Source organism: Streptomyces sp. McG3 (genome assembly GCF_018619185.1).
GTDB lineage: Bacteria > Actinomycetota > Actinomycetes > Streptomycetales > Streptomycetaceae > Streptomyces.
This window is the reverse complement of the sequence record NZ_JAAXYC010000006.1, coordinates 24,094-47,872: the sequence shown is the minus strand read 5'-3', so window position 1 is coordinate 47,872 and position 23,779 is coordinate 24,094. Positions and strand designations below refer to the sequence as shown.

The following is a 23,779-nucleotide window of genomic DNA, read 5'->3' as shown; positions in this document are numbered from 1 at the left end:
ATGAAACTGGGCGCGGTGATCATCACCATGGGCAACCGCCCGGACGAGCTCCTCGCCCTCCTCGATTCGGTCACCGCCCAGCACGGTGACCGGATCGAGGTCGTGGTGGTCGGCAACGGAGCCCCGGTCCCCGACGTGCCCGCCGGGGTGCGCACGGTGGAACTGCCCGAGAACCTGGGCATCCCCCGCGGCCGCAATGTCGGCATCGAGGCGTTCGGCCCCGGCGGTGCGGACGTGGACGCGCTGCTCTTCCTGGACGACGACGGGCTGCTCCCCAACCGGGACACCGCCGAGCTGTGCCGGCAGGCGTTCGCGGCGGACCCGAAGCTCGGGATCGTCACCTTCCGGATCGCCGACCCGGACACCGGCGCCACCCAGCGGCGGCACGTGCCCCGGCTGCGGGCCGCCGACCCGATGCGGTCCTCGCGCGTGACCACGTTCCTGGGCGGCGCCAACGCCGTACGGACCCGGGTCATCGCCGAGGTCGGTCCACTGCCGGAGGACTTCTTCTACGCCCACGAGGAGACGGACCTGGCCTGGCGGGCGCTGGACGCGGGGTGGATGATCGACTACCGCGCGGACATGGTGCTGAACCACCCCACCACCGCCCCGTCCCGGCACGCGGTCTACCACCGCATGGTCGCCCGCAACCGGGTCTGGCTCGCCCGCCGGAACCTGCCCGCCCCACTGGTCCCCCTCTACCTGGGGGTCTGGCTGCTGCTGACTCTGGTCAGACGTCCTTCCGCGCCCGCGCTGAAGGCATGGTTCGGCGGATTCGGGGAAGGCTGGACGACCCCCTGCGGGCCCCGGCGCCCGATGAAGTGGCGTACGGTGTGGCGGCTGACGAGGCTGGGCCGACCTCCGGTCATCTGAGAGGCTTTCCTCTGAGAGCATGAGGCGTATTTTCTTTCCGGAACCTGTCCGCCTGAGCCGCGCCCGCGACTGGCTGCGCGTGAAGACGAGAGTTTCAACTTGTGAGTGACACGACCCACGACGGTGGGGTAGCCCTCGGGACCCCGCCGTCCGCCGACGAGGGCCTCGACGCGGCCCAGCTGGCCGCCAAGTACGGCCTGACCGTGAGCGGCGCCAGGCCGGGGCTGTTCGCGTACATGCGACAGCTCTGGGGACGACGCCACTTCATCCTGGCTTTCTCCCGGGCGAAACTGACCGCGCAGTACAGCCAGGCCAAACTGGGCCAGCTGTGGCAAGTGGTCACGCCCCTGCTGAACGCCGCGGTCTATTACCTGATCTTCGGGCTGATCCTGGGGACCAGGGAGGGGATCTCCCACGACGTCTTCGTGCCGTTCCTGGTCACCGGCGTCTTCGTCTTCACCTTCACCCAGAGCTCGGTGATGGCGGGCGTCCGCTCGATCTCCGGCAACCTCGGACTGGTCCGGGCCCTCCACTTCCCCCGGGCCTCGCTGCCCATCTCCTTCTCGCTCCAGCAGCTCCAGCAGTTGCTGTTCTCGATGATCGTGCTGGTCGCGGTCGCCGTCATCTTCGGCAGCTATCCCTCGCTGTCGTGGCTGCTGGTGATCCCCGCCCTGATTCTCCAGTTCTTCTTCAATACGGGCCTGGCCCTCGTCATGGCGCGGCTCGGCTCCAAGACCCCCGACCTCGCGCAGCTGATGCCGTTCGTCATGCGGACCTGGATGTACGCCTCGGGCGTCATGTTCTCCATCCCGGTGATGCTCAAGGACAAGCCGGCCTGGATCGCGGACGTACTGCAGTACAACCCGGCGGCGATCTACATGGACCTGGTCCGCTTCGCCCTGATCGACGGGTACGGCTCCGAGAACCTGCCGGACCACGTCTGGGCCGTCGGCGTCGGCTGGGCCGTGCTGCTGGGCGTCGTGGGATTCGTGTACTTCTGGAAGGCAGAGGAACGGTACGGCCGTGGCTGAGGACAACGCACAGGGGCGCATCCCCACGGTGATCGCCGACGACGTGCACATCGTGTACCGGGTCAACGGCACGGGCGGCGGGCGCGGCAGTGCCACCGCCGCGCTCAGCCGCATGATGCGGCGGGGCAAGGGCGAGCCGCGCGGCGTCCGGAAGGTGCACGCCGTACGCGGCGTCTCCTTCACCGCCTACCGCGGCGAGGCCATCGGTCTCATCGGCACCAACGGCTCCGGCAAGTCGACGCTGCTGCGCGCCATCGCCGGCCTGCTGCCGACCGAGTCCGGCCACGTGTACACGGACGGTCAGCCCTCGCTGCTCGGGGTGAACGCCGCGCTGATGAGCGATCTGACCGGTGAGCGCAACGTCGTGCTCGGCGGTCTGGCGATGGGCATGAGCCAGGACGAGATCCGTCAGCGCTACCAGGACATCGTGGAGTTCTCCGGCATCAACGAGAAGGGCGACTTCATCACCTTGCCGATGCGGACGTACTCCTCCGGCATGGCGGCGCGACTGCGCTTCTCGATCGCCGCCGCCAAGAACCACGACGTCCTCATGATCGATGAGGCGCTGGCCACCGGTGACCGCAAGTTCCGGGTCCGCTCCGAGGAGCGGATCCGCGAGCTGCGCAAGGAGGCGGGCACCGTCTTCCTGGTCAGCCACAACAACAAGTCGATCAGGGACACCTGCGACCGCGCGCTGTGGCTGGAGAAGGGCGAACTCCTGATGGACGGCCCCACCGAGGAAGTCCTCAAGGCGTACGAGCGCGAAACGGGCAAGTAGCCCGAGCGTTCGCCGCGGCCCCCGCCGGGCCGGTCGACACCGTTGGCGAATTCCGGGCCTGAAAGTGACGTCGGCCTTCACCACCCGTCGTGGTCGTGAAGGCCGACGTTGCGTTGTGACGAGCACGATCCGCTGCGCGAGCCTCGTCCCGGTCATGCCCAAGGCGTCGAAGACGTGTCGGCCACACGCGAGCGGATTCGCCTGGAGCGTGCTACGTGCGGCGCGGACATGCCACACCATCAGGATCGAGTGGAGCCGGATCGGCTGCCTGCGCCCGTTCCTGCCCTGCGGCTCCCGACAAGTGCTTACCGGCATGCGCCAACAGCGCCGACCGGTCCGGCGGGGGCCGCGCGGTGCCCGGCGCCGTGCGGACCGTCCGCAGTAGGGGCCCAGGGGCGATCTCCTCCCGGCGGATGACGTCAATTCCGCCACGCGCGGGGAAGGTTGACGGGAACGGCCGGGAAGCGGCGGTGGGCCCTCCACCCCGCCGACCCCCTGTGAGCTGTGCAACGTAAGCTGTAGCGGTGCTGATTCATGGCAAGTAGGGCGATACGCCCCGGCACCGACCACTCTGCCGCAGTGCACTCGGAAGACTGAGCGGCGTGTCCGAAAAGGGTTGTTTTGGGTCAGCAGTGTAGAACGGGAGATGTGACGGCAATGACGGAAGATCTCCAGCTCCGGCGTGGTCTCGCCGTCCCCGCGCCGGGCGGTCCGCAGTGACCTCGACCCCCGAGACGCGCATCGGCGACGCCACCCTCGGCAAGGCCGCGGACGAGAACTTCCCCGTGGCGCCCTTCTTCCTGCCCCGCGCCTGGCGCGCCGACCTGATGGCGGTCTACGGCTTCGCCCGGCTCGTCGACGACATCGGCGACGGCGACCTCGCCCCCGGCGGCGCCGACGCCCGCCGGCTCGGCCTGGAGCCGGAGCAGAGCGACGACCGCCTCGCCATGCTCGACGCCTTCGAGACCGACCTCCACCGGGTCTTCGCCACCACCGGCGAGGAGCCGCACCACCCGCTGCTGCGCGACCTGCGCCCCACCGTGCGGCGCCGCGCGCTCACCCCCGAGCCCTTCCTCGGCCTGATCGAGGCCAACCGCCAGGACCAGAAGATCCGCCGCTACGGCACCTACGCCGATCTCGCCGCCTACTGCGAGCTCTCGGCCAACCCGGTCGGCCGCCTGGTCCTCGCCCTCACCGGCACCGCGAGCCCGGAACGCGTCCGCCGCTCCGACGCGGTCTGCACCGCGCTCCAGATCGTCGAGCATCTGCAGGACGTGACCGAGGACCTGGAACGCGACCGGATCTATCTGCCCGCCGAGGACATGGAACGCTTCCGGGTCACCGAATCCGACCTGGCCGCACCCTCAGCCGGAGCCTCGGTGCGTGCCCTGATCGCCTACGAGGCCCAGCGCGCGAGCGAGCTGCTGACCGAAGGCCTCCCGTTGGTGGGCAGCGTCGACGGCAGGCTCAAGCTGCTCCTCGCCGGATTCGTCGGGGGCGGGCGCAGCGCGCTCACGGCCATCTCGGCCGCCGGATTCGATGTACTGCCCGGACCGCCCAAGCCCACCAAGCCCAGCCTGCTGCGCGAAGTGGGAATCGTCTTGCGAAGAGCGCGTGGAGAGAGGTGAGCCGGACCGTGGAGGGACAGACGACGTACATGTCGCCGCCGGTGCAGGCCGCATACAGTTACTGCGAGGCCGTCACCGGACAGCAGGCCCGTAACTTCGCCTACGGCATCAGGCTGCTGCCGTACGAGAAGCGGCAGGCCATGTCGGCGCTGTACGCCTTTTCCCGTCGTGTCGACGACATCGGCGACGGGGAGCTGGACCCGGAGATCAAGCGGACCCGGCTGGAGAGCACCCGCGAACTGCTGGAGCGGATCCGCAAGGACGCGGTCGACGAGGACGACACCGACCCGGTGGCCGTCGCGCTCGCCGACGCCGCCCAGCGCTTCCCACTGCCGCTCGGCGGGCTCGACGAGCTGATCGACGGCGTCCTGATGGACGTCCGGGGCGCGACCTACGAGACCTGGGACGACCTGAAGGCCTACTGCCGGTGCGTCGCCGGAGCCATCGGACGCCTCAGCCTCGGTGTCTTCGGCACCGCGCCGGGCGCCCGCGGGGCCGAGCGCGCCGCGGAGTACGCCGACACCCTCGGCCTCGCCCTCCAGCTCACCAACATCCTGCGCGACGTCCGCGAGGACGCCGGCAACGGGCGCACCTACCTGCCGGCCGACGACCTGGCCAAATTCGGCTGCTCGGCAGGGTTCCACCGGACCACCCCGCCCCCCGGCTCCGACTTCGCGGGCCTCATCCACTTCGAGGTCCGCCGCGCCCGCGCCCTGTTCGCCGAGGGCTACCGGCTGCTGCCGATGCTCGACCGCCGCAGCGGCGCCTGCGTCGCGGCGATGGCCGGGATCTACCGCCGCCTTCTCGACCGGATCGAGCGGGACCCCGAGGCCGTGCTGCGCGGACGGGTCTCGCTGCCCGGCCACGAGAAGGCCTACGTCGCGGTGCGCGGCCTGTCCGGACTCGACGCCCGCCACATCGCGAAGCTCACGGCCAGGGGGCGGGCCTGATGCGTCCTCTCGGCCCCGGCTCCCGGGCAACCCTCCAGTGGCCCGACGCGTCACTGACTGCGACGATCTCCAGGGTGAGGATCCGGCGATGCGCACCGACCCGGCGAGAGGGGCACGCATGAACGACGAGAGCCCGCGCCCCGTCGCCGTCGTCGTCGGCGGCGGACTCGCCGGCGTCACGGCGGCGCTCCGCCTCGCCGACGCCGGACTCGACGTCACCCTCCTGGAAGGGCGGCCCCGCCTCGGCGGCCTCGCCTTCTCCTTCCAGCGCGGCGACCTCACCGTCGACAACGGCCAGCACGTCTATCTGCGCTGCTGCACCGGCTACCGCTGGTTCCTCGACCGGATCGACGCCACCCACCTGGCCCCGGTCCAGGACCGCCTCGACGTGCCCGTGCTGGACGTCGGCCGGGCCGCCGGACCGCGCCTGGGCCGGCTCCGGCGCACCGGCCTGCCCGTGCCGCTGCACCTGGCCGGCGGACTCGCCGCCTATCCCCACCTCTCGCTCGCCGAGAAGGCGAGCGTGGGCCGCGCCGCCCTCGCGCTCGGCCGCCTGGACCCCGCGGACCCCGAGCTCGACCGCGTCGACTTCGCGACCTGGCTGCGGCGGCACGGTCAGTCGGAGCGAACGATCGAGGCCCTCTGGGACCTCGTCGGGGTCGCCACGCTGAACGCCACCGCCCCGAACGCCTCCATGGCGCTCGCGGCGAAGGTCTTCAAGACCGGCCTGCTCTCCGAGCCCGGCGCCGCCGACATCGGCTGGGCCACCGTGCCGCTCGGCGAGCTGCACGACACCCTCGCCCGCAAGGCCCTGGACACCGCGGGCGTCCGCACCGAACTGCGCGCCAAGGCCGGCTCCCTCACCCGCACCGAGGACGGCCGCTGGAACGTCGAGACGGCGGGGGAGCGGATCACCGCCGACACCGTCGTACTGGCCGTGCCGCAGACCGAGACCCACGACCTGCTGCCCGCAGGCGCGCTGGACGAACCGGACCTGCTGCTCGACATCGACAACGCGCCCATTCTGAACGTGCACGTCATCTACGACCGCAAGGTGCTGCGCAGGCCGTTCTTCGCCGCGATCGGCTCCCCGGTCCAGTGGGTCTTCGACCGCACCCACTCCTCGGGGCTGACGGGCCCCGGGCAGTATCTGGCGGTCTCGCAGTCGGCCGCCCAGGACGAGATCGACCTGCCCGTCGCCGAACTGCGCTCCCGCTACCTGCCCGAGCTGGAACGGCTGCTCCCCGCCGCCCGCGGCGCGGGCATCCGCGACTTCTTCGTCACCCGGGAGCGCACCGCCACCTTCGCGCCCGCCCCGGGCGTCGGGCGGCTGCGCCCCGGCCCCCGCACCCGGCTGCCCGGTCTTCAGCTGGCGGGGGCCTGGACCGACACCGGCTGGCCCGCGACGATGGAGGGTGCCGTGCGCAGCGGCGCCGGCGCCGCCGACGCGGCGCTCCACGACCTCGGCCGCCCCCCAGGACATCCGCTGCAGGAGGCGGCATGAGCAGTACCACCGGAACAAGAGGAGAGTCTGTGACCCCGGCGAATCCGGCTTTCGACACCGTGGCGGACACCGCGGACGTCACCGCGCTTCTGGAGCGCGGACGAGCCCTGTCAGCGCCGGTCCTGCGGGCTGCCGTGGGCCGGCTCGCGCCGCCCATGGACACCGTCGCCGCCTACCACTTCGGCTGGATCGACGCGGAGGGACAGCCCTCGGACGGCGACGGCGGCAAGGCCGTGCGCCCCGCGCTCGCCCTGCTGTCCGCCGAGGCGGCGGGAGCCCCCGCCGAGGCCGGCATCCCCGGCGCGGTGGCCGTCGAACTCGTGCACAACTTCTCGCTGCTGCACGACGACCTGATGGACGGCGACGAGCAGCGCCGCCACCGTGACACCGTCTGGAAGGTGCACGGCCCCGCCCAGGCGATCCTGGTCGGCGACGCGCTCTTCGCGCTCGCCTACGACCTGCTGCTGGAGCTCGGCACCGTCGAGGCGGGCCGCGCGGCCCGCCGGCTGACCACCGCCACCCGCAAGCTCATCGACGGGCAGGCCCAGGACATCTCCTACGAGCACCGCGAGCGGGTCACCGTCGAGGAGTGCCTGGAGATGGAGGGCAACAAGACCGGCGCCCTGCTGGCCTGCGCCGTCTCCATCGGCGCGGTGCTCGGCGGCGCCGACGACCGCACCGCCGACACCCTGGAGGCGTACGGCTACCACCTCGGCCTCGCCTTCCAGGCCGTCGACGACCTCCTCGGCATCTGGGGCGACCCGGAGGCCACCGGAAAGCAGACCTGGAGCGACCTGCGGCAGCGCAAGAAGTCCCTGCCCGTCGTCGCGGCGCTCGCCGCGGGCGGCGAGGCCTCCGACCGGCTGGGCGAACTGCTCGCCGCCGATGCCAAGAGCAACGACTTCGACAGCTTCTCCGAGGAGGAGTTCGCTGCCCGCGCGGCACTCATCGAGGAGGCGGGCGGCCGCGAGTGGACCGCCCAGGAAGCCCGTCGTCAGCACGCGATCGCCATCGAGGCGCTGCACGCCGTCGACATGCCCCACCGGGTGAGGGAACAGCTCACCGAGCTCGCCGACTTCGTGGTGGTTCGAAAGAGATGACAACGCTTCGCATATGACTCGCAGTCGCCGGCCGGCGCCCCTCACCGGGCGCCGGCCGACGGTGACCCCAGCACAGCAGAGAACCGACTGCACGTAAGGGGAAGCTCATGACAGCGACGACCGACGGATCGACCGGGGCCGCGAACCCCGAGGCCACGGCCCACGATCCGACCGACACGACAACCGCCGCGGACGACCTGACCGTCGCCGCGCGTCGGGCCGCGGAACGCTCGGTGGAGCACCTCCTCGGCAGACAGGACGAGCAGGGCTGGTGGAAGGGCGACCTCGCCACCAACGTCACGATGGACGCCGAGGACCTGCTCCTGCGCCAGTTCCTCTCCATCCAGGACCCCGGGACCACCCGGGCGGCAGCCCTCTTCATCCGCGGCGAACAGCTCGGCGACGGCACCTGGAACACCTTCTACGGCGGACCGGGCGACCTCTCCGCCACGATCGAGGCGTACGTCGCCCTGCGGCTGGCCGGGGACCGCCCCGAAGAGCCGCACATGGCCCGCGCCTCCGGCTGGATCAGGGAACAGGGCGGCATCGCGGCCGCCCGCGTCTTCACCCGCATCTGGCTGGCGCTGTTCGGCTGGTGGAAGTGGGACGACCTCCCCGAGCTGCCGCCCGAGCTGATGTTCTTCCCCAAGTGGGTCCCGCTCAACATCTACGACTTCGGCTGCTGGGCCCGGCAGACCATCGTGCCGCTCACCATCGTCTCCGCGAAACGCCCGGTACGCCCGGCACCCTTCGCCCTGGACGAGCTGCACACCGACCCGGACCACCCCAACCCGCCCAGGAAGCTTGCCCCGCCCGCCAGTTGGGACGGGATCTTCCAGCGCCTCGACAAGGGGCTGCACCTCTACCACAAGGTCGCCCCGCGCCCGCTGCGCCGCATCGCGATGAACCTGGCCGCCCGCTGGATCATCGAGCGCCAGGAGAACGACGGCTGCTGGGGCGGAATCCAGCCGCCCGCCGTCTACTCCGTCATCGCCCTGCACCTGCTGGGCTACGACCTCGACCACCCGGTGATGAAGGCGGGCCTGGCCTCGCTCGACCGCTTCGCCGTCCGGCGCGAGGACGGCGCCCGCATGATCGAGGCCTGCCAGTCGCCCGTCTGGGACACCTGCCTCGCCACCATCGCACTGGCCGACGCCGGACTCAGACCCGACCACCCCGCCCTGGTGAAGGCCGCCGACTGGATGCTCGCCGAGGAGATCACCAGACCCGGTGACTGGTCGGTACGCAAGCCCGAACTCGCCCCAGGGGGCTGGGCGTTCGAGTTCCACAACAACAACTACCCGGACATCGACGACACCGCGGAAGTCGTCCTGGCGCTGCGCCGGGTGCGCCACCCGGACCCCGCCCGCATGCAGGCGGCCATCGACCGCGGGGTCCGCTGGAACCTCGGGATGCAGTCCCGCAACGGGGCCTGGGGCGCGTTCGACGCCGACAACACCAGCCCCTTCCCCAACCGCCTGCCCTTCTGCGACTTCGGCGAGGTCATCGACCCGCCGTCGGCCGACGTCACCGGCCATGTCGTGGAGATGCTCGCCGTCGAAGGGCTCGCGAGCCACCCCCGTACCCGCGAGGGCATCGAGTGGCTGCTCGCCGAACAGGAGGCGTGCGGAGCCTGGTTCGGCCGCTGGGGCGTCAACTACGTATACGGCACCGGCTCCGTGGTGCCCGCCCTGATCACGGCCGGACTGCCCGCCGGGCATCCCGCGATCCGCCGGGCCGTCGCCTGGCTGGAGTCCGTCCAGAACGACGACGGCGGCTGGGGCGAGGACCTGCGCTCCTACCACGAGGAGAAGTGGATCGGGCACGGTGAGTCCACGGCCTCCCAGACCGCCTGGGCGCTGCTCGCGCTCCTCGCCGCCGGCCGCCGCGACACCCGTTCGGTCGCCCGTGGCGTCACCTGGCTGACCGAGGCGCAGCAGGCCGACGGCTCCTGGGACGAGCCGTATTTCACCGGGACCGGCTTCCCCTGGGACTTCTCCATCAACTACCACCTCTACCGCCAGGTCTTCCCTCTCACCGCACTCGGGCGCTACGTGTACGGCGACCCCTTCGCCGACCGCGCGACCGCCGCCGAGGGGGTCTGATGGGCGATCCGCGACGGCCCGGGAGCCCCGCGACGCCGCTGCTGGTCGCCTGCGCTCTCGGCATCGAGCAGGTGGCCCTGCGCAGCGGCAGGGGCGCCCCGGGCCCGGTCCGGGTCCTGCGCACCGGAATGGGCCCCCGGGCGGCGGAGGCGGCCGTGGCGCGTCTCCTGGGCCCCGGGGGGATCTCCGACGCCGCCGTGATCGCCTCCGGCTTCTGCGCCGGCCTCACCCCGGGGATGCACCCGGGGGACCTCGTCGTCGCCGAGGAGACCCGGGACGCGGACGGCACCACCCCCTGCACGGGCACCGGCGTGCTGGTCGCCGCGCTCGCCAGGGCCCTTCCGGGCCGCAGGATCCACACCGGCCCGCTGACCGGCTCCGACCACGTCGTACGGGGCTCCGAGCGGGCCGCGCTGCGGGCGGGCGGGGCCATCGCGGTGGACATGGAGTCCGCCGCGACACTGCGTACCGCCCTGTGCCACGGGCCCCGCCCGGTTGCGGCCGTCCGGGTGGTCGTGGACGCTCCAGAGCATGAGCTCGTCCGTATTGGCACCGTACGCGGTGGAATATCGGCGTTCCGCGTTCTTCGTGCCGTACTTCCGGCTTTCTACGAATGGCACCGATCTTTACTGCTCCCCAGGAGGTGAGCCAGATGGCCATGCCGCTCCGTCAGTCCATCAAGGTCGCGACGTATCTCTTCGAACAGAAGCTCCGCAAGCGTGAGAAGTTCCCGCTGATCGTCGAGCTGGAGCCGTTGTTCGCCTGCAACCTCGCCTGCGAGGGGTGCGGGAAGATCCAGCACCCGGCCGGTGTCCTGAAGCAGCGCATGCCGGTCGCCCAGGCGGTGGGCGCGGTGCTCGAATCCGGCGCTCCCATGGTGTCCATCGCCGGTGGCGAACCGTTGATGCACCCCCAGATCGACGAGATCGTGCGCCAGCTCGTCGCGAGGAAGAAATACGTCTTCCTCTGCACCAACGCGATGCTGATGCGCAAGAAGCTCGACAAGTTCACCCCGTCCCCGTACTTCGCCTTCGCCGTGCACATCGACGGACTGCGCGAACGGCACGACGAGTCGGTCGCCAAGGAAGGCGTCTTCGACGAGGCCGTCGCCGCGATGAAGGAGGCCAAGCGGCGCGGCTTCCGCGTCACCACCAACTCCACCTTCTTCAACACCGACACCCCGCAGACCATCATCGAGGTCCTCAACTACCTCAACGACGACCTGCACGTCGACGAGATGATGATCTCTCCCGCCTACGCCTACGAGAAGGCCCCCGACCAGGAGCACTTCCTCGGCGTCGAGCAGACCCGCGAGCTGTTCAAGAAGGCTTTCGCCGGCGGCAACCGGGCCCGCTGGCGGCTCAACCACTCACCGCTCTTCCTGGACTTCCTGGAGGGCAAGGCGGACTTCGCGTGCACCGCGTGGGCGATCCCCAACTACTCGCTCTTCGGCTGGCAGCGCCCCTGCTACCTGATGAACGACGGCTATGTACCGACGTACCGTCAGCTCATCGAGGAGACCGACTGGGAGAAGTACGGCCGCGGCAAGGACCCGCGCTGCGCCAACTGCATGGCGCACTGCGGCTACGAGCCCACGGCGGTGCTCGCCACCATGGGGTCCCTGAAGGAATCCCTGCGCGCGGCGCGGGAGACCATCACCAGCAACCGGTGACACCGTGACGGAGAGGGGGGCCGGTCGCTCCGGCCCCCCGGAACGTACCGAAGGGACGAACGGGCGATGACGGACGGCGGGCACCGGGGCTTCGACCTGGGGCGGCTCCTGGCCGAGCGCGGGGGAGAGCGGTACGAGCTGCACACGCGCCACCTCAACCACCAGCTGCCGCGCATGCTGCACACCATCGGCTTCGACAAGGTCTACGAGCGGGCCGAGGGCGCGTACTTCTGGGACGCGGAGGGCAACGACTACCTCGACATGCTCGCCGGGTTCGGCGTCATGGGCCTGGGCCGCCACCACCCCGTCGTCCGCCGGGCCCTGCACGACGTCCTGGACGCCCAGCTCGCCGACCTCACCCGCTTCGACTGCCAGCCGCTGCCCGGACTGCTCGCCGAGAAGCTCCTGACCCACAGCCCGCACCTGGACCGCGTCTTCTTCGGGAACAGTGGCACGGAGGCGGTCGAGACGGCGCTGAAATTCGCCCGCTACGCCACCGGGAAGCCCCGGGTCCTCTACTGCGACCACGCCTTCCACGGGCTCACCACCGGCTCCCTCTCGGTCAACGGGGAGAGCGGCTTCCGCGACGGCTTCGCCCCCCTGCTGCCGGACACAGCCGTCCCGCTCGGAGACCTGGACGCGCTGCGCCGCGAGCTGAAGCGGGGCGACGTCGCGGCCCTCGTCGTGGAGCCCGTCCAGGGGAAAGGCGTGCACGCCGCGCCGCCCGGCTATCTGCGCGGGGCGCAGGAGCTGCTGCACCGGCACAAGGCGCTCCTGATCGTCGACGAGGTGCAGACGGGCCTCGGCCGGACCGGGGACTTCTACGCCTACCAGCACGAGGAGGGGGTGGAACCCGATCTGGTGTGCGTCGCCAAGGCGCTCTCCGGCGGCTATGTGCCCGTCGGCGCGACCCTCGGCAAGGACTGGATCTTCCGCAAGGTGTACTCCTCGATGGACCGGGTCCTCGTCCACTCCGCGAGCTTCGGCTCCAACGCCCAGGCGATGGCGGCCGGGCTCGCCGTCCTGACGGTGATGGAGGACGAGGAGACCGTCGCGAACGCCCGGCGCACCGGTGACCTGCTGCGCGAGCGGCTGGCGGCCCTGGTGGACCGCTACGAGCTGCTGCACGAGGTCCGCGGGCGCGGCCTGATGATCGGCATCGAGTTCGGCAGGCCGTCCTCGCTCAAGCTCCGCAGCCGCTGGACCATGCTCCAGGCGGCCCGCAAGGGCCTCTTCGCGCAGATGGTCGTGGTGCCGCTGCTCCAGAAGCACCGGATCCTCACCCAGGTCTCCGGCGACCACCTGGAAGTGATCAAGCTGATCCCGCCGCTGGTCATCGGGGACGCGGAGGTGGACCGCTTCGTGGCGGCCTTCACCTCCGTGATGGACGACGCGCACAGCGGCGGCGGACTGATGTGGGACTTCGGCCGGACGCTGGTCAAGCAGGCCGTGGCCGATCGCTGACCGCTCCGCTACCGGAGCGACAGGAATTGCCTCCGAGGCAAGTTATTTGCCTCAGAGGAAAGATCCTGGCCCAATGGAGCCATGAACCCTCCGGACGAAGGGGTGCCGGACGAGCTCCCCGGCGTCGCACCCCGACTGCGCGACCTGCGCCGCGATCGCGGCCTCACCCTGGAGACCGCCGCCGGCCGGGCCGGGCTCTCCCCGGCCCATCTCTCCCGGCTGGAGACCGGCCGCAGGCAGCCTTCGCTGCCGATGCTGCTGGGACTCGCCCGTATCTACGGTACGACGGTCTCCGAGCTGCTCGGCGAGCAGCCGCCCGAACGGGACGCGATCGTCCGCGGCGGCGGCTTCGAGGGGGCGGAGGCCGACGGCTGGATGTACCGGCGCGCAGGCGGATCCGGCCGCGCGATGCAGGCGCTGCGGGTGCGCGTTCCGTACGGGGCCCAGGGTGACCTGGTCCGGGTCCATCCCGGTGAGGAGTGGCTGTACGTCCTGGAGGGGCGGCTGCGGGTCGGGCTCGGCGACACCGTCCACGACCTCGAACCCGGCGACAGCGCCCACTTCGACTCGCTCACCCCGCACCGGATCGCGGCCGTCGACCGCTGCGGCGCGGAGCTGCTCTTCGTCCACTCCCTGCTCCAGAGCCCTGCCGCCGAGCTGTGCCTCGGCAACGCCCTCCACGCGCGCTGACCGGCCGTCCCCGCCGGCTCCATCCTTCGCTCCACCGGCCGCGAGGCCGACAGAGAGGACCGTCATGTCCGATTCCGAGCACTACGACCCGCTGGGCCCCGGCCGCCGCGAGAACGAGGACCCGCAGGAGAAGCGGATGCCGCGCGGTGTCATCATCCGGCTCTTCGCCTATCTGGTGGCGGGCCACGTCATCGCGGGCTTCCTCTACCTGCTCTTCGTGGTGGCCGGGAGCAAGTGACGGCGGTCGGACGACCACCCGCCCCGGACGGATCGCGTCCCGTCCGGGTCAGCCCTGGTCGAGGAGGCGCTCACGCAGCCGCTCCCGGGTCTCGGGGGAGACCTTCAGCCCCTCCGACAGGTAGCGGTCCGTCGTTCCCCAGTTCTCCTCGATGGCGGTGAAGGCCGCCGCGAGGTAGGCGGGCCGCGCCCCGAAGAGCGGGTCCAGCAGCTCCAGCACCTCGGGCGACATGCCGGTGTCGGACGCGTCGGAGCGCTTCACGGCGTAGCGGCGGTGGGGGTCGTTGGACTTGAGGTAGTCCTCCTCGATCGCCTCCGGCCCGACGCCGACCGCCAGCAGGGCGACCGCGATCGAGAGACCGGCCCGGTCCTTGCCCGCCGCGCAGTGCATCAGGGCGGGGACGCTGTCCTCGGCCAGGGAGTGCAGCACCCGGCTGTGCTCGGCGGTGCGGTCCTCGATCGTCGCGCGGTACATCCGGATCATGCGGTCGACGCCCTTGCCGTTCGCGAGGACCGAGCGCAGCTGCTCGATGTTCCCGGCGCTCACCAGCCGCCAGAACTCCGCGCCGTTGGCCGGGTCCGAGAGCGGAATGCTGACATTGCGGACACCGGCCAGCTCGATGTCGTATCCGTCGAGCCGGTGGTCGGCGGAGTGGCGGAAGTCGAAGATCGTGTGCAGCCCGAGCCCGCCGAGGAAAGCCGCGTCCTCGGCCGTGGCGTGTGCCAGGTGGCCGCTCCGGTAGAGCCGCCCGAATGCGGTGCGCCGGCCGTCCGCGGTGGGGAGCCCGCCCACGTCGCGGAAGTTGCGGACTCCGGTCAGCGCGGTCTCTGTCGGCGGGACCTGCGGCACCTGCTGCGTCACGGTGGCTCCTGGGGATCTCTGGCGTCGGCGCGGCTCGCCGGCGAGGGCGCTCCCGTGACGATACGACATCGATTCGACGGAAAATCATCACGGTCGCGCGCCCCGGTGCGGGGTGTCGAGGCGGCCCGCCTGACCCGGCGTCAGGGGTGAGGTCGACTGCATGTCCGTATTGGTGCATTTCGCAGAACATGCCCCGCTAATGGGGGAGATGGGATTTTGGAGGTGAGCGGGATCATACCCGTGACGGTCCGTGGTGAGCGCGCCCCGGAGTATTCCCCTGGCCCGCACGGAAATCCAAGATCCGTAATCCACGGAGTGTGACGGGAAATCCGGGGCGAAATCGAATCGATGATTCCGGTGCGCAACCGGTGGCTTGTTCCGCTCGTCCTCACTCGTTTACGGTCGCCGCAATCCGGACGGACCGCCTAATCCTGCCGCCGCCCGGAATTCGCACCCACCCACTCACGTGCGGCAGGAGCGGGGGAACCAGGTAAGCCGCCGATCCGGAGCGATCCGGACCGGCTCGGGGTGAAGTCGCCGCAACGCGACCGGGCATCTCCAGCCCGAACCCGACAGCTCACCTCGCAGGCGCCGGAGAGGAACTTCCCATGCCCGCAAAGGGTAAGCACCGTCGTCCGAAGTCCGGCCCGATCTCCCGCGGCGTCCTCGCCGCAGGGACCGGCGGCGCCGCACTCGCCCTCCCGCTCATCGGCGCCACCGTCGCGAGCGCCGCGGACCAGGCCGCTCCGGCCGCGAAGCCCGCCGCCGCCTCGGTCGCCGCCGCGCACACCGCCCCGGCCGCCCCCGCCGCGTCGAAGGCCGCCCCGAAGACGTACGCCGTCGTCTCCGGCGACTACCTGGCGAAGATCGCGGCCGAGCACCAGCTCAAGGGCGGGTGGGAGAAGCTCTACCAGGACAACCGCTCCACCGTCGGCGAGAACCCCGGCCTGATCCACCCGGGCATGAAGCTGACCCTCGGCGCCAAGGGCTCCGCCCCGGCCGAGAAGTCCGCGGCTCCCGAGGCCGCCCCGAAGAAGGCCGCACCGGCGCCGAAGGCCCCGAAGAAGGAGGCCCCGAAGGCGGACACCGTCTCCGCCGACGACTCCGAGGGCTCCGGCAGCTCCGCGCGGACCGGCTCCTCCGAGGCCACCGGCTCCGGCTGGTCCGCCCCGCTGGCCAGCGCCAACGTCACCACCCAGTACCGGGCTTCGGGCGCCAGCTGGTCCAGCGGCTATCACACCGGCTCGGACTTCCAGGCCGCCTCCGGCACCCCGGTCCTGGCCATCGGCCCGGGCACCGTCGTCTCGGCCGGCAACAGCGGCTCGTACGGCAACGAGGTCGTCATCCAGCACGAGGACGGCATGTACTCCCAGTACGCCCACCAGACCTCGCTCAACGTCTCCGTCGGCCAGACCGTCACCGGCGGCCAGCAGATCGGCCTCTCCGGCTCCACCGGCAACTCCACCGGCCCGCACCTGCACTTCGAGGTCCGCACCGGCCCGAGCTACGGCTCGGACGTCGACCCGATCGCGTACCTGCGTCAGCACGGTGTCTCCGTCTGACCGAGCACGGCGAGAAGTATGCGAGGGGCGGTGCGCGGCGGCGCACCGCCCCTCCGCTTATTCCGGCTTTACCAAAAACTGACCGGGTGGCCTATCTCACCACCCGTCAACCCCGTATTACGGTCGCGTAGGTCACATCGCACGATGCAATATGAGTGCTTGTGGCAGACGATTCGAGAAACAACCAGCAGCACACCATCGGGTCGTACGCGGCGATTGGCGACAGTTTCACCGAGGGCGTCGGCGACCCCGGCCCCGACGGGACGTATCTCGGCTGGGCGGACCGCTTCGCGGTGCTCCTCGCCGACCGGCTCCCGGCCCCCGACGGGGTGGCCGGCCAGGACTCCCCGCACGGGGACTTCCGCTACGCCAATCTCGCCGTACGAGGACGGCTCCTCGACCAGATCGTCGAGGAGCAGATCCCGCGCGCCAAGGAACTGGCCCCCGACCTGGTCAGCTTCTGTGCGGGCGGCAACGACATCATCCGGCCCGGCACCGACCCCGACGACCTCGCCGAGCGCTTCGAGCGGGCGGTCGCCGACCTGAGCAACGCGGTCGGCACGGTCATGGTCACCACCGGCTTCGACACCCGGGGCGTTCCGGTGCTGCGCCACATGCGCGGCAAGATCGCCACGTACAACGTCCACCTGCGGGCCATCGCCGACCGCTACCACTGCCCCGTGCTGGACCTGTGGTCGCTGCGCTCCGTGCAGGACCGGCGCGCGTGGGACAACGACCGGCTGCACCTGTCGCCCGAGGGCCACACCCGCGTCGCGCTGCGCGCCGCCCAGGTGCTCGGCCACGAGGTGCCCGCCGAGCCCGACCAGCCCTGGCCGCCGCAGGCCCAGCGCAGCCCCTTCGACGCACGGCGCGACAACATCCAGTGGGCCCGCGAATACCTCGTGCCCTGGATCGGCCGACGGCTGCGCGGAGAGTCCTCCGGCGACCACGTCGAGGCGAAGCGCCCGGACCTCCTGCCGCTGTAGCCGTCGAGCCGGTCAGGACTCCAGCAGGGGAAGCGCACGCCGGGACGGGCCCGGCACCACGAGCCCGTCCGGCGGCGTGCCCGCGCCCGGAGGGTGTCCTGCCGGTATCCGCTCCAGGACACCGCCCGCGAACACGTCGTACAGCGGCAGCGACTCCAGATGCACATATCCGATGTGGCAGTCGCACACGGCGAGCGGACAGGCCCGCGGGCCGAGCGCCCGGCGGTAGCTGCCGTCGTAGAGATTGCCCAGCTCCGCCTCGACGAAGTGACAACGCCGCACCGTGCCGTCGCCGTCCACCGAGATCACCGACTCGCCCGTCCGGCAGGGCAGTCCCGCCGAACGGTGCGGATCACGGCTGTAGGGGAACAGCGGATCCAGCTCCGTCCACCGCGCCGCCTCCTCGTCGGTGTAGGTGTGCCCCTCGGCGGCGTTCACCCAGAGGTAGACCTCGCCCGGCAGCGCCGCCCGCAGCCGCCGCGCCTCGTCGAGGTGCTCGTCGAACCCCACCACGCCGACGCTGTAGCGGATCCCTTTCGCGGACAGCTCCCGGCACCTGCCCAGGAACCGCTCGTACGGCGTCTGCCCCGGGTGGTACGTGCACCAGAGCGCGATCCGCTCCGGATCGGCGTCGGCCAGCCAGTCGGTGCGGCAGCTCAGGTTCGTCTGGATCGCCACCCGCCCGATGTGCGGCAGCCGCGAAAGATCGGTCAGCGCCCGCCGGTACCAGGAGCGCACCAGGCCCTCGCCCCACGGGGTGAACAGCACGGACAGCCGGTCACCGGTCCGCTCCGCGGCCCAGCCGGTGAACCGCTCCAGCGCCTCCCGGTCCGCCGTGAGCTGCGCGCGGCTGTCCCGCCGCTTGGCGAACGGGCAGTACGGACAGTCGTAGTCGCAGGAGGCGAGCGGGCCCCGGTAGAGAATCGTCAGGTCCATGGCCCCGTCACTTCCGCTCGTACGCGGCCATCGCGGCCCGCACCCCGGGGGAGAACAACGCGGGACCCAGCGCGTCGGAGTGGGCGAGGCCCGAGGGGGACAGCCTCAGCAGACCGTCCGGCGCCGTCCCGTCCAGCCAGCCCCGGGCCGCGAACCCCGCCAGCTCGGCCCGGAAATCCGCGCCGGGATCCGTTCCGAACCGCGCCCGGTAGTCCGCCACCGGCAGCCCCGCCGCCTGGAGCAGCGACTGCAGCAGATGCCTCCGTCGCGCCTCGTCCGCGTCGACGTACCGGCCGACCTCCGCCCGGGAGAAGTCCTCGGTGGCGGTGAACCGGTCGATGATCGACCGGATCTCCCGCATGTCCACCGCGTAGTCGAAGGAGTAGTGCAGGGCCGCCGTGTACGAACGGGCCCCGCAGCCGAGGCCGATCATGCCGTCGGTCTGGCAGGCGTAGTCCTCGGGACCCTCCTGCTCCCGGGGGGCATCGGTCCGCCGGAACATCCGCATCGACACCTGCTCGTAGCCGTGCGCCAGCAGATGGTCCCGCCCCACCGCGTACAGCCGCAGCCGCTGCTCGTCCCAGGCGGCCTGCTCCAGGGACTCCGTCTCCGCCCGCGCCCGCTCACCGGCCGCCGCGCCCAGGCGGTGCAGGCCGGTGAGCGGGCGCACGTACAGCGGATACAGATACAGCTCCTCCGGCCGCCAGGCCAGCGCCGCGTCCAGCGAGGCGAGCCAGCTGCGCTCGGTCTGCCCGTCGATGCCGTAGATCAGGTCGATGTTCAGCACCGGGATCCGGGCCTCGCGGATCCGGCCGAGCGCCGCCTCCACATCGGCGCGGCGCTGCGGACGGACGGCCGCCCGCGCCTCCTCGTCCACGAAACTCTGCACACCGATGCTGATCCGCGTCGTGCCCCGGTCGGCCAGCACCGCCAGCCGGTCCGCCGTCGCCGTGGACGGGGAGGTCTCCACCGACAGCGGCACCGAGCGCAGGTCGGCGCCCATCCGCTTCTCCGCTATGTCGCAGAGCCGCTCCAGCTCCCCGGCGGTCAGGAACGTCGGCGTGCCGCCGCCGAACGCCGCCGCGGCGAACCGCACCGGCCCCCCGTCGCCCAGCGCGTCCCGCACGGAGAGCGCCTGCCGCTCCAGCGCGTCCAGATAGCGCGTCGTCAGCTCCTCGGGCGCGCCGATCCTGGTGAAGAGGTTGCAGAAGCCGCAGCGGACCTCGCAGAACGGTATGTGGAGATAGAGGGAGAGCGCGTCCTTGGGCTCCGCCGCCCACAGCGACCGCAGCGACGGGCGGTCCTCCAGCGGCCGGTAGGCCGTCTTGTGCGGATAGGCGTAGACGTAACTCTCGTACGGCCGGACGGAGGTGGCCGCTTCCGCGGCGACGTTGGTGGTCATCGGGCTGCCCCCGGAGCGAGCGGTGCGGGTGGTTCGAGGAAGAAGTGGGCGTACGGGACGGTCCACACGGCCGGGTGGCCGAGCCGGTGACCGGTGTAGCCGTCGTCGCCGTAGGCGGTGCCGTGGTCCGAACAGACGATGGCGAAGCACCGGCGACGGCTGCTCGCCGCGGCGAAGAGCCGGCCGATGTGCCGGTCCACGTACTCCAGGGCCGCCGCGTGCGTGGCCCGGGAATCGCCCGCCTCACGGGTCGCCCCGGGCAGATGGAACCAGTTCGGCTGATGCAGGGCTGACACGTTGACGAAGAGGAACAGCCGCTGCTCCCGGGGGAGCGCCGCGACGACCCGCTCCGCCCGGGCGACCTGCTCCTCGAACGAGGTGGGCGAGGCGACGCCGAAGCCGGGCTCCCAGTGGCTCTCCTGGAACATCCCGGGCAGCACCGATCCGAGCGGCCCCCGACGGTTGAAGAAGCCGACCCCGCCGACGCACACCGTGCGGTAGCCCTCGGCGGCCAGCCCCGACACCAGATCCGGCGTGTCGAACACGAACGTGCCGTCCGCCGTCGTCTCACTGCCCGCGAACCGCGCCGCGAACAACCGGGGATGCGGCCCCGGGGAGGCGGGCGTCGGCAGGAAACCGGCGAACATCGCCTGGTGCGAGGCGTAGGTGAAGCTGCCCGGAGCATGCCGCTCCTCCCAGCCGCCCCCGGGCAGATGCCGGGCGAGGTGGGGGAGCCGCCCGGCGGCCGCCAGCTCGACGGCGACGTCGTACCGCAAGGTGTCCAGGGTGACCAGCAGCAGATCGTGGCTGCCCACGACCTCGCCCATGTCGGGCCGGCCGGAACCGCCGGGCAGCGGGGACGTGTCGGGGTCAGGAAGGGGTGGCGGCACGGTGGTTCCTTGCTCGGTCCAGTACGGCGGCGACCTGCGCCGCATAGGTGTTCAGGCCCTCGGCGCCGCTGCCCGGCAGACCGGTCAGTCCGGGCAGCAGATCGCCGAAGGCGTTGACCTCGCCGACGGCGAAGCGCCGCCAGCCGGCCGTGGGCAGGAGGTCGACGCCCACGCAGGGCGTCCCGGGGAAGCAGGCCGCCGCCCGCTCGCACATCGCCAGTGCCTCGCGCCAGCAGCCGCCGGCGGCCGCCACGGCGGCCCGGACCTCGTCCAGGTCGCCGCGCGCTCCGCCCAGATGCAGATTGGTCATGGGGCTCGTGCTCGTCCGCACCACGGCGTGCGTCGCCCGGCCGCCGACCACCACGATCCGCAGATCCGCGGCCCGCCCCCGCTGGGACGCCTTCGGCAGCCAGCGCTCGATGTGCAGCCCGTCGGGGGCCAGCGCGTCCACGACCGCGCCGACCTCCGCCTCCGAGGTGTAGCGCCGCACCCGGAGCGAGTTGAACAGCCGGCCCGACGCGTCCCGCTCCACGGAGGTGGTCGCCCGGACCCGGCCGGGACCCGCCGTCTCCACCGCCAGCACCCCGGAGGCGGATGAGCCGTGCGCGAGCTTCACGAACGCCCGGGGCATCCGGTGCCCGCGCAGCAACTCCCGTACGTCGGACCAGCCGTGCACCGGGGCCGCCCCCGGGCCCGATGTCGGCGAGGCCGGCACGGGGACCCCCGCGCGGTCGAGGAGCCCGTGGCACAGCCGCTTGTCGAAGAGCACGGCGATGTCACCGGGGGAGCCCAGCACCTCGGCGCCGGCGGCCGAGGCCGCGCCCGCCACCGTGTCCACCGCCGCGGTGAAGCGCGCGTACCACCGGGCCGAGCCCTCCACCCGGGTCGGGTCGTCGACCCCGCGGAGGAGCCGCTCCACCTCGGCGTCCTCACCGGGCGAATCGATCCGTACGCTCTCGCCCGGTGAGAACACCGCCTCACCGCGCAGCACCCGGAGCCAGGGCACCACCCGGGCCGGCGGCAGGCCGGCGGAGCGTACGGCCTCCTCGAAGAAGGCGACCCGGCGGTTGTCCGGATTGCCGACGACCGCGAAGCGCGGCACCGGGCCGTCCCCGCCGCTACTCACTGACCGCGACATAGCGTTCCGGTTCGTCGTCCTCGTCGTCCGGGTCCGCGTAGTCGTCCTCGGCCTCGCCCGCCTCGACGACCGCCGGGGCGCACGCGGCCCTGACGCGGTCCAGCACCGGCTCGGTGAGGTAGTGGTGGCGCAGGTCGAGCGTGGCCAGGTGGCTCAGGGGCTGCCCGTTCACCAGGGCCTCGCCGCCCGCGTCGCTCAAGGTGCCCATCGACAGCGCCAGGGTCTCCAACTGGGCCACGACGGGCGCGGAACCCACGGCGGCGGCGATCTCGTCCTGGATCTCGCTGTTCTGCAGCCCCATATGGCGCAGCCGGGGGAACACGCCCCCCGACAGGACCGGCCGGATGTCGTCGAGGGTGGCGTCGCCGCCGTACCACGAACTGCCGAACCACAGGTCCAGACGCTCCAGCGCGGGCAGTTCGCTCGCGGCGACCGCCCGCACCGAAGAGCCGGGCAGGCCCCCGGACTCGAAGCGCAGCGACTTCAGCGCCGCATGGCGCAGCGGGCGCAACCCCAGCCCCTGCTGACCGCAGCCGCGCACGGCGAACTCCTCCAGCAGCGGCAGCGCTTCCAGCACCGGGGTGACGTCGCACATCCGCAGCCAGGAGACCTCGCACTCCTCGCCCACCACATCGGCGAGGAAGAGCCCGCGCAGGGCCGGGAAGCGGTCCGCGTGCGCGACCAGCAGCTCCATCACCGGGGCGAACGGGGTGTAGTCCTGACGCCACCAGGGGCCGATGAGGAGCGCCCGGACCCGCGTCGTGTCCACCGTGTCGAGGAACTGCTCCCACAGCGCGGGGAAGTCCGTGTCCTCGTCGTAGGCGCACTCCAGCCGCCAGGCGACGGAGTCGGCGGCGGGCAGGGACCCGGACGACAGCGCCGGGGTGTGGACCGGCAGTCCGTGGAAGCGGTCGGGATGCCGGATGCCGGGATACGTCATCACGCCTACTCCGAGACGGCGGTGTAGCGGCCCTCGGCACCCCGGTCGCCCCAGGGCTCGCACTTCTCGGAGAGATCGACCCGCACGCCGTGCGGCTCCAGGGCGGAACGGACCCGCTCCGCCAACGCATCGGAGAGGAAGTGGTGGTGGAGATCGAGGAGTTCCAGATGGGTCAGAGGCTGTCCTTCCAGGAGGGCGGCCGCGCCTTCGTCGCCCAGGGTCCCGTTCGACAGGTCGAGCACTCGCAGCTGGGCGACCAGCGGAGCCGAGGCGACGGCCGACGCGATCTCGTTCTGGATCTCGCTGTTGCGCACGCCCAGGTGGTTCAGCCGGGGGAAACGGGTGCCGGCGAGCAGTGGAGCGAGGTCGGCGAGGTCGGTGTCGCCCTCGTAGGCGGACACACCGAGCCAGAGGTCCAGCCGCTCCAGCGCGGGCAGTTCACTGTCCAGCACACCCCGCACCACCTCGGCGGGGAGACCGCCCGCCTGGACGGTCAGCGCCCGCAGCCGCTCGTGCTTCGCCGGCGGGAACACCAGCTCGGAGCCGCCGCGCACGCCGAACTCCGTCAGCGCGGGGAAGGCGGCCAGCAGCAGGGTCACGTCCGACTGCTGGATCCAGGTGATCTCGGCCTGCTCCGCCTCCAGATCCCCGACGAACACCGCCTCCAGCGAGGCCAGCCGGTCGGCGGCGGCGATCACCAGGCCGATCGGCACGGCCGAGGTCTCCTCGTACGCCTCGCCCCACTGGCCGATGACCAGGGCCCGGACGCCGGCCGGGTCGACCTTGTCCAGGAAATCGGCGAACTCCTCCTCCCAGGGCCGGTCGTCGTCGTACGGGTCGACGGAGACACGCCAGGCCACGGCGTCCGCGGCGGGCCGGGCGCCCCCGTCGGACGTGTGCTGGAAGTCGACGACCGGAAGGCCGCCGAACTCGTGCAGATGCTGCGCACCGTACATGGCCCTGAACTCCTGATCCTGGGGACTGGATGTCCGCAAGGTTTATCAAGCCGCACTGACAACGCCGCGACCGGG

Annotated in this window: 22 protein-coding genes and 1 riboswitch; of the genes, 15 read left to right on the top strand and 7 right to left on the bottom strand. The window is 71.7% G+C overall.

Annotated features, from left to right (window positions below):
* From HET64_RS02025 to HET64_RS01965, 13 genes are all read left to right on the top strand, one after another.
* Window positions 1–873 (top strand): glycosyltransferase family 2 protein, encoded by an 873-nt coding sequence (locus HET64_RS02025; protein ID WP_215101606.1) that lies wholly within the window; start codon window positions 1–3, stop codon window positions 871–873.
* A gap of 101 nt (window positions 874–974) precedes the next feature.
* Entirely contained in the window at window positions 975–1,904 is a 930-nt protein-coding gene (locus tag HET64_RS02020) for an ABC transporter permease (protein WP_069753943.1), read from the top strand.
* On the top strand, window positions 1,897–2,682 hold the full coding sequence (locus HET64_RS02015) for an ABC transporter ATP-binding protein (RefSeq protein WP_215101547.1): 786 nt from the start codon (window positions 1,897–1,899) through the stop codon (window positions 2,680–2,682). Before HET64_RS02020 ends, HET64_RS02015 begins: the two co-directional genes overlap by 8 nt.
* A gap of 716 nt (window positions 2,683–3,398) precedes the next feature.
* Window positions 3,399–4,310, top strand: a complete 912-nt coding sequence (gene hpnC, locus HET64_RS02010; RefSeq protein WP_215101545.1) for a squalene synthase HpnC — start codon at window positions 3,399–3,401, stop codon at window positions 4,308–4,310.
* Window positions 4,311–4,339: 29 nt separating this feature from the next.
* A complete protein-coding gene (gene hpnD / locus HET64_RS02005; protein WP_215101604.1) occupies window positions 4,340–5,260 on the top strand; it encodes a presqualene diphosphate synthase HpnD in 921 nt (306 codons plus the stop codon).
* A gap of 118 nt (window positions 5,261–5,378) precedes the next feature.
* A complete protein-coding gene (hpnE, locus tag HET64_RS02000) occupies window positions 5,379–6,764 on the top strand; it encodes a hydroxysqualene dehydroxylase HpnE (RefSeq protein ID WP_215101543.1) in 1,386 nt (461 codons plus the stop codon).
* A gap of 29 nt (window positions 6,765–6,793) precedes the next feature.
* Window positions 6,794–7,864 carry a polyprenyl synthetase family protein gene (locus tag HET64_RS01995; RefSeq protein ID WP_374105528.1) on the top strand — a complete coding sequence of 357 codons (1,071 nt, stop codon included), beginning with the start codon at window positions 6,794–6,796 and terminating at the stop codon, window positions 7,862–7,864.
* A 107-nt stretch (window positions 7,865–7,971) separates the two neighbouring features.
* Window positions 7,972–9,969 carry a squalene--hopene cyclase gene (gene shc, locus HET64_RS01990; RefSeq protein ID WP_215101533.1) on the top strand — a complete coding sequence of 666 codons (1,998 nt, stop codon included), beginning with the start codon at window positions 7,972–7,974 and terminating at the stop codon, window positions 9,967–9,969.
* Entirely contained in the window at window positions 9,969–10,616 is a 648-nt protein-coding gene (locus HET64_RS01985) for a 1-hydroxy-2-methyl-2-butenyl 4-diphosphate reductase (RefSeq protein WP_215101531.1), read from the top strand. The genes shc and HET64_RS01985 overlap by 1 nt, the downstream gene beginning before the upstream one ends.
* A gap of 5 nt (window positions 10,617–10,621) precedes the next feature.
* A complete protein-coding gene (gene hpnH, locus HET64_RS01980) occupies window positions 10,622–11,641 on the top strand; it encodes an adenosyl-hopene transferase HpnH (protein ID WP_215101529.1) in 1,020 nt (339 codons plus the stop codon).
* Window positions 11,642–11,707: 66 nt separating this feature from the next.
* Window positions 11,708–13,105 carry an aspartate aminotransferase family protein gene (locus HET64_RS01975; protein WP_215101527.1) on the top strand — a complete coding sequence of 466 codons (1,398 nt, stop codon included), beginning with the start codon at window positions 11,708–11,710 and terminating at the stop codon, window positions 13,103–13,105.
* Between the two features lie 81 nt (window positions 13,106–13,186).
* Window positions 13,187–13,795, top strand: coding sequence for a helix-turn-helix domain-containing protein (locus tag HET64_RS01970; protein WP_215101525.1), 609 nt, complete (start codon window positions 13,187–13,189; stop codon window positions 13,793–13,795).
* A 64-nt stretch (window positions 13,796–13,859) separates the two neighbouring features.
* On the top strand, window positions 13,860–14,033 hold the full coding sequence (locus HET64_RS01965) for a DUF6126 family protein (protein WP_003964843.1): 174 nt from the start codon (window positions 13,860–13,862) through the stop codon (window positions 14,031–14,033).
* A 48-nt stretch (window positions 14,034–14,081) separates the two neighbouring features.
* On the opposite strand, the gene HET64_RS01960 is transcribed toward HET64_RS01965, so the two are convergent.
* Window positions 14,082–14,894 (bottom strand): tyrosine-protein phosphatase, encoded by an 813-nt coding sequence (locus HET64_RS01960; protein WP_215101523.1) that lies wholly within the window; start codon window positions 14,892–14,894, stop codon window positions 14,082–14,084.
* Between the two features lie 445 nt (window positions 14,895–15,339).
* Window positions 15,340–15,500: riboswitch (cyclic di-AMP (ydaO/yuaA leader) on the top strand.
* Between the two features lie 2 nt (window positions 15,501–15,502).
* On the opposite strand from HET64_RS01960, the gene HET64_RS01955 reads away from it, so the two are divergent.
* Together HET64_RS01955 and HET64_RS01950 are read left to right on the top strand one after the other, a co-directional pair.
* Window positions 15,503–16,456, top strand: a complete 954-nt coding sequence (locus HET64_RS01955) for a LysM peptidoglycan-binding domain-containing M23 family metallopeptidase (protein ID WP_215101521.1) — start codon at window positions 15,503–15,505, stop codon at window positions 16,454–16,456.
* A gap of 161 nt (window positions 16,457–16,617) precedes the next feature.
* The gene (locus tag HET64_RS01950; RefSeq protein WP_215101519.1) at window positions 16,618–17,442 is read left to right on the top strand and encodes an SGNH/GDSL hydrolase family protein; all 825 of its coding nucleotides are present in this window, start codon (window positions 16,618–16,620) and stop codon (window positions 17,440–17,442) included.
* Between the two features lie 12 nt (window positions 17,443–17,454).
* Here the strand turns inward: HET64_RS01950 and HET64_RS01945 are convergent, their stop codons facing one another.
* Genes HET64_RS01945 through HET64_RS01920 form a run of 6 tightly spaced genes read right to left on the bottom strand, consistent with a single transcriptional unit; the run spans window position 17,455 to window position 23,704 of the window.
* A complete protein-coding gene (locus HET64_RS01945) occupies window positions 17,455–18,378 on the bottom strand; it encodes an STM4011 family radical SAM protein (protein WP_215101517.1) in 924 nt (307 codons plus the stop codon).
* Window positions 18,379–18,385: 7 nt separating this feature from the next.
* Complete coding sequence (locus HET64_RS01940) at window positions 18,386–19,780, bottom strand: STM4012 family radical SAM protein (protein ID WP_215101515.1); 1,395 nt, start codon at window positions 19,778–19,780, stop codon at window positions 18,386–18,388.
* On the bottom strand, window positions 19,777–20,607 hold the full coding sequence (locus HET64_RS01935) for an STM4013/SEN3800 family hydrolase (RefSeq protein ID WP_215101602.1): 831 nt from the start codon (window positions 20,605–20,607) through the stop codon (window positions 19,777–19,779). Before HET64_RS01935 ends, HET64_RS01940 begins: the two co-directional genes overlap by 4 nt.
* A 43-nt stretch (window positions 20,608–20,650) precedes the next feature.
* The gene (locus tag HET64_RS01930; RefSeq protein WP_215101513.1) at window positions 20,651–21,808 is read right to left on the bottom strand and encodes an STM4014 family protein; all 1,158 of its coding nucleotides are present in this window, start codon (window positions 21,806–21,808) and stop codon (window positions 20,651–20,653) included.
* Window positions 21,789–22,748 carry an STM4015 family protein gene (locus HET64_RS01925; protein WP_215101600.1) on the bottom strand — a complete coding sequence of 320 codons (960 nt, stop codon included), beginning with the start codon at window positions 22,746–22,748 and terminating at the stop codon, window positions 21,789–21,791. Before HET64_RS01925 ends, HET64_RS01930 begins: the two co-directional genes overlap by 20 nt.
* Before the next feature lie 5 nt (window positions 22,749–22,753).
* A complete protein-coding gene (locus HET64_RS01920; protein ID WP_215101511.1) occupies window positions 22,754–23,704 on the bottom strand; it encodes an STM4015 family protein in 951 nt (316 codons plus the stop codon).
* Window positions 23,705–23,779 lie beyond the last annotated feature (75 nt).

Excerpts from the sequence above, each read along its gene's own strand:
- HET64_RS02025 (WP_215101606.1), top strand. The coding sequence starts at position 1 with ATGAAACTGGGCGCGGTGATCATCACCATGGGCAACCGCCCGGACGAG.
- hpnD (WP_215101604.1), top strand. The coding sequence starts at position 4,340 with ATGTCGCCGCCGGTGCAGGCCGCATACAGTTACTGCGAGGCCGTCACC.
- hpnE (WP_215101543.1), top strand. The coding sequence starts at position 5,379 with ATGAACGACGAGAGCCCGCGCCCCGTCGCCGTCGTCGTCGGCGGCGGA.
- shc (WP_215101533.1), top strand. The coding sequence starts at position 7,972 with ATGACAGCGACGACCGACGGATCGACCGGGGCCGCGAACCCCGAGGCC.
- HET64_RS01985 (WP_215101531.1), top strand. The coding sequence starts at position 9,969 with ATGGGCGATCCGCGACGGCCCGGGAGCCCCGCGACGCCGCTGCTGGTC.
- hpnH (WP_215101529.1), top strand. The coding sequence starts at position 10,622 with ATGGCCATGCCGCTCCGTCAGTCCATCAAGGTCGCGACGTATCTCTTC.
- HET64_RS01975 (WP_215101527.1), top strand. The coding sequence starts at position 11,708 with ATGACGGACGGCGGGCACCGGGGCTTCGACCTGGGGCGGCTCCTGGCC.
- HET64_RS01970 (WP_215101525.1), top strand. The coding sequence starts at position 13,187 with ATGAACCCTCCGGACGAAGGGGTGCCGGACGAGCTCCCCGGCGTCGCA.
- HET64_RS01965 (WP_003964843.1), top strand. The coding sequence starts at position 13,860 with ATGTCCGATTCCGAGCACTACGACCCGCTGGGCCCCGGCCGCCGCGAG.
- HET64_RS01955 (WP_215101521.1), top strand. The coding sequence starts at position 15,503 with ATGCCCGCAAAGGGTAAGCACCGTCGTCCGAAGTCCGGCCCGATCTCC.
- HET64_RS01945 (WP_215101517.1), bottom strand. The coding sequence starts at position 18,378 with ATGGACCTGACGATTCTCTACCGGGGCCCGCTCGCCTCCTGCGACTAC.
- HET64_RS01940 (WP_215101515.1), bottom strand. The coding sequence starts at position 19,780 with ATGACCACCAACGTCGCCGCGGAAGCGGCCACCTCCGTCCGGCCGTAC.
- HET64_RS01935 (WP_215101602.1), bottom strand. The coding sequence starts at position 20,607 with ATGGGCGAGGTCGTGGGCAGCCACGATCTGCTGCTGGTCACCCTGGAC.
- HET64_RS01930 (WP_215101513.1), bottom strand. The coding sequence starts at position 21,808 with ATGTCGCGGTCAGTGAGTAGCGGCGGGGACGGCCCGGTGCCGCGCTTC.
- HET64_RS01925 (WP_215101600.1), bottom strand. The coding sequence starts at position 22,748 with ATGACGTATCCCGGCATCCGGCATCCCGACCGCTTCCACGGACTGCCG.
- HET64_RS01920 (WP_215101511.1), bottom strand. The coding sequence starts at position 23,704 with ATGTACGGTGCGCAGCATCTGCACGAGTTCGGCGGCCTTCCGGTCGTC.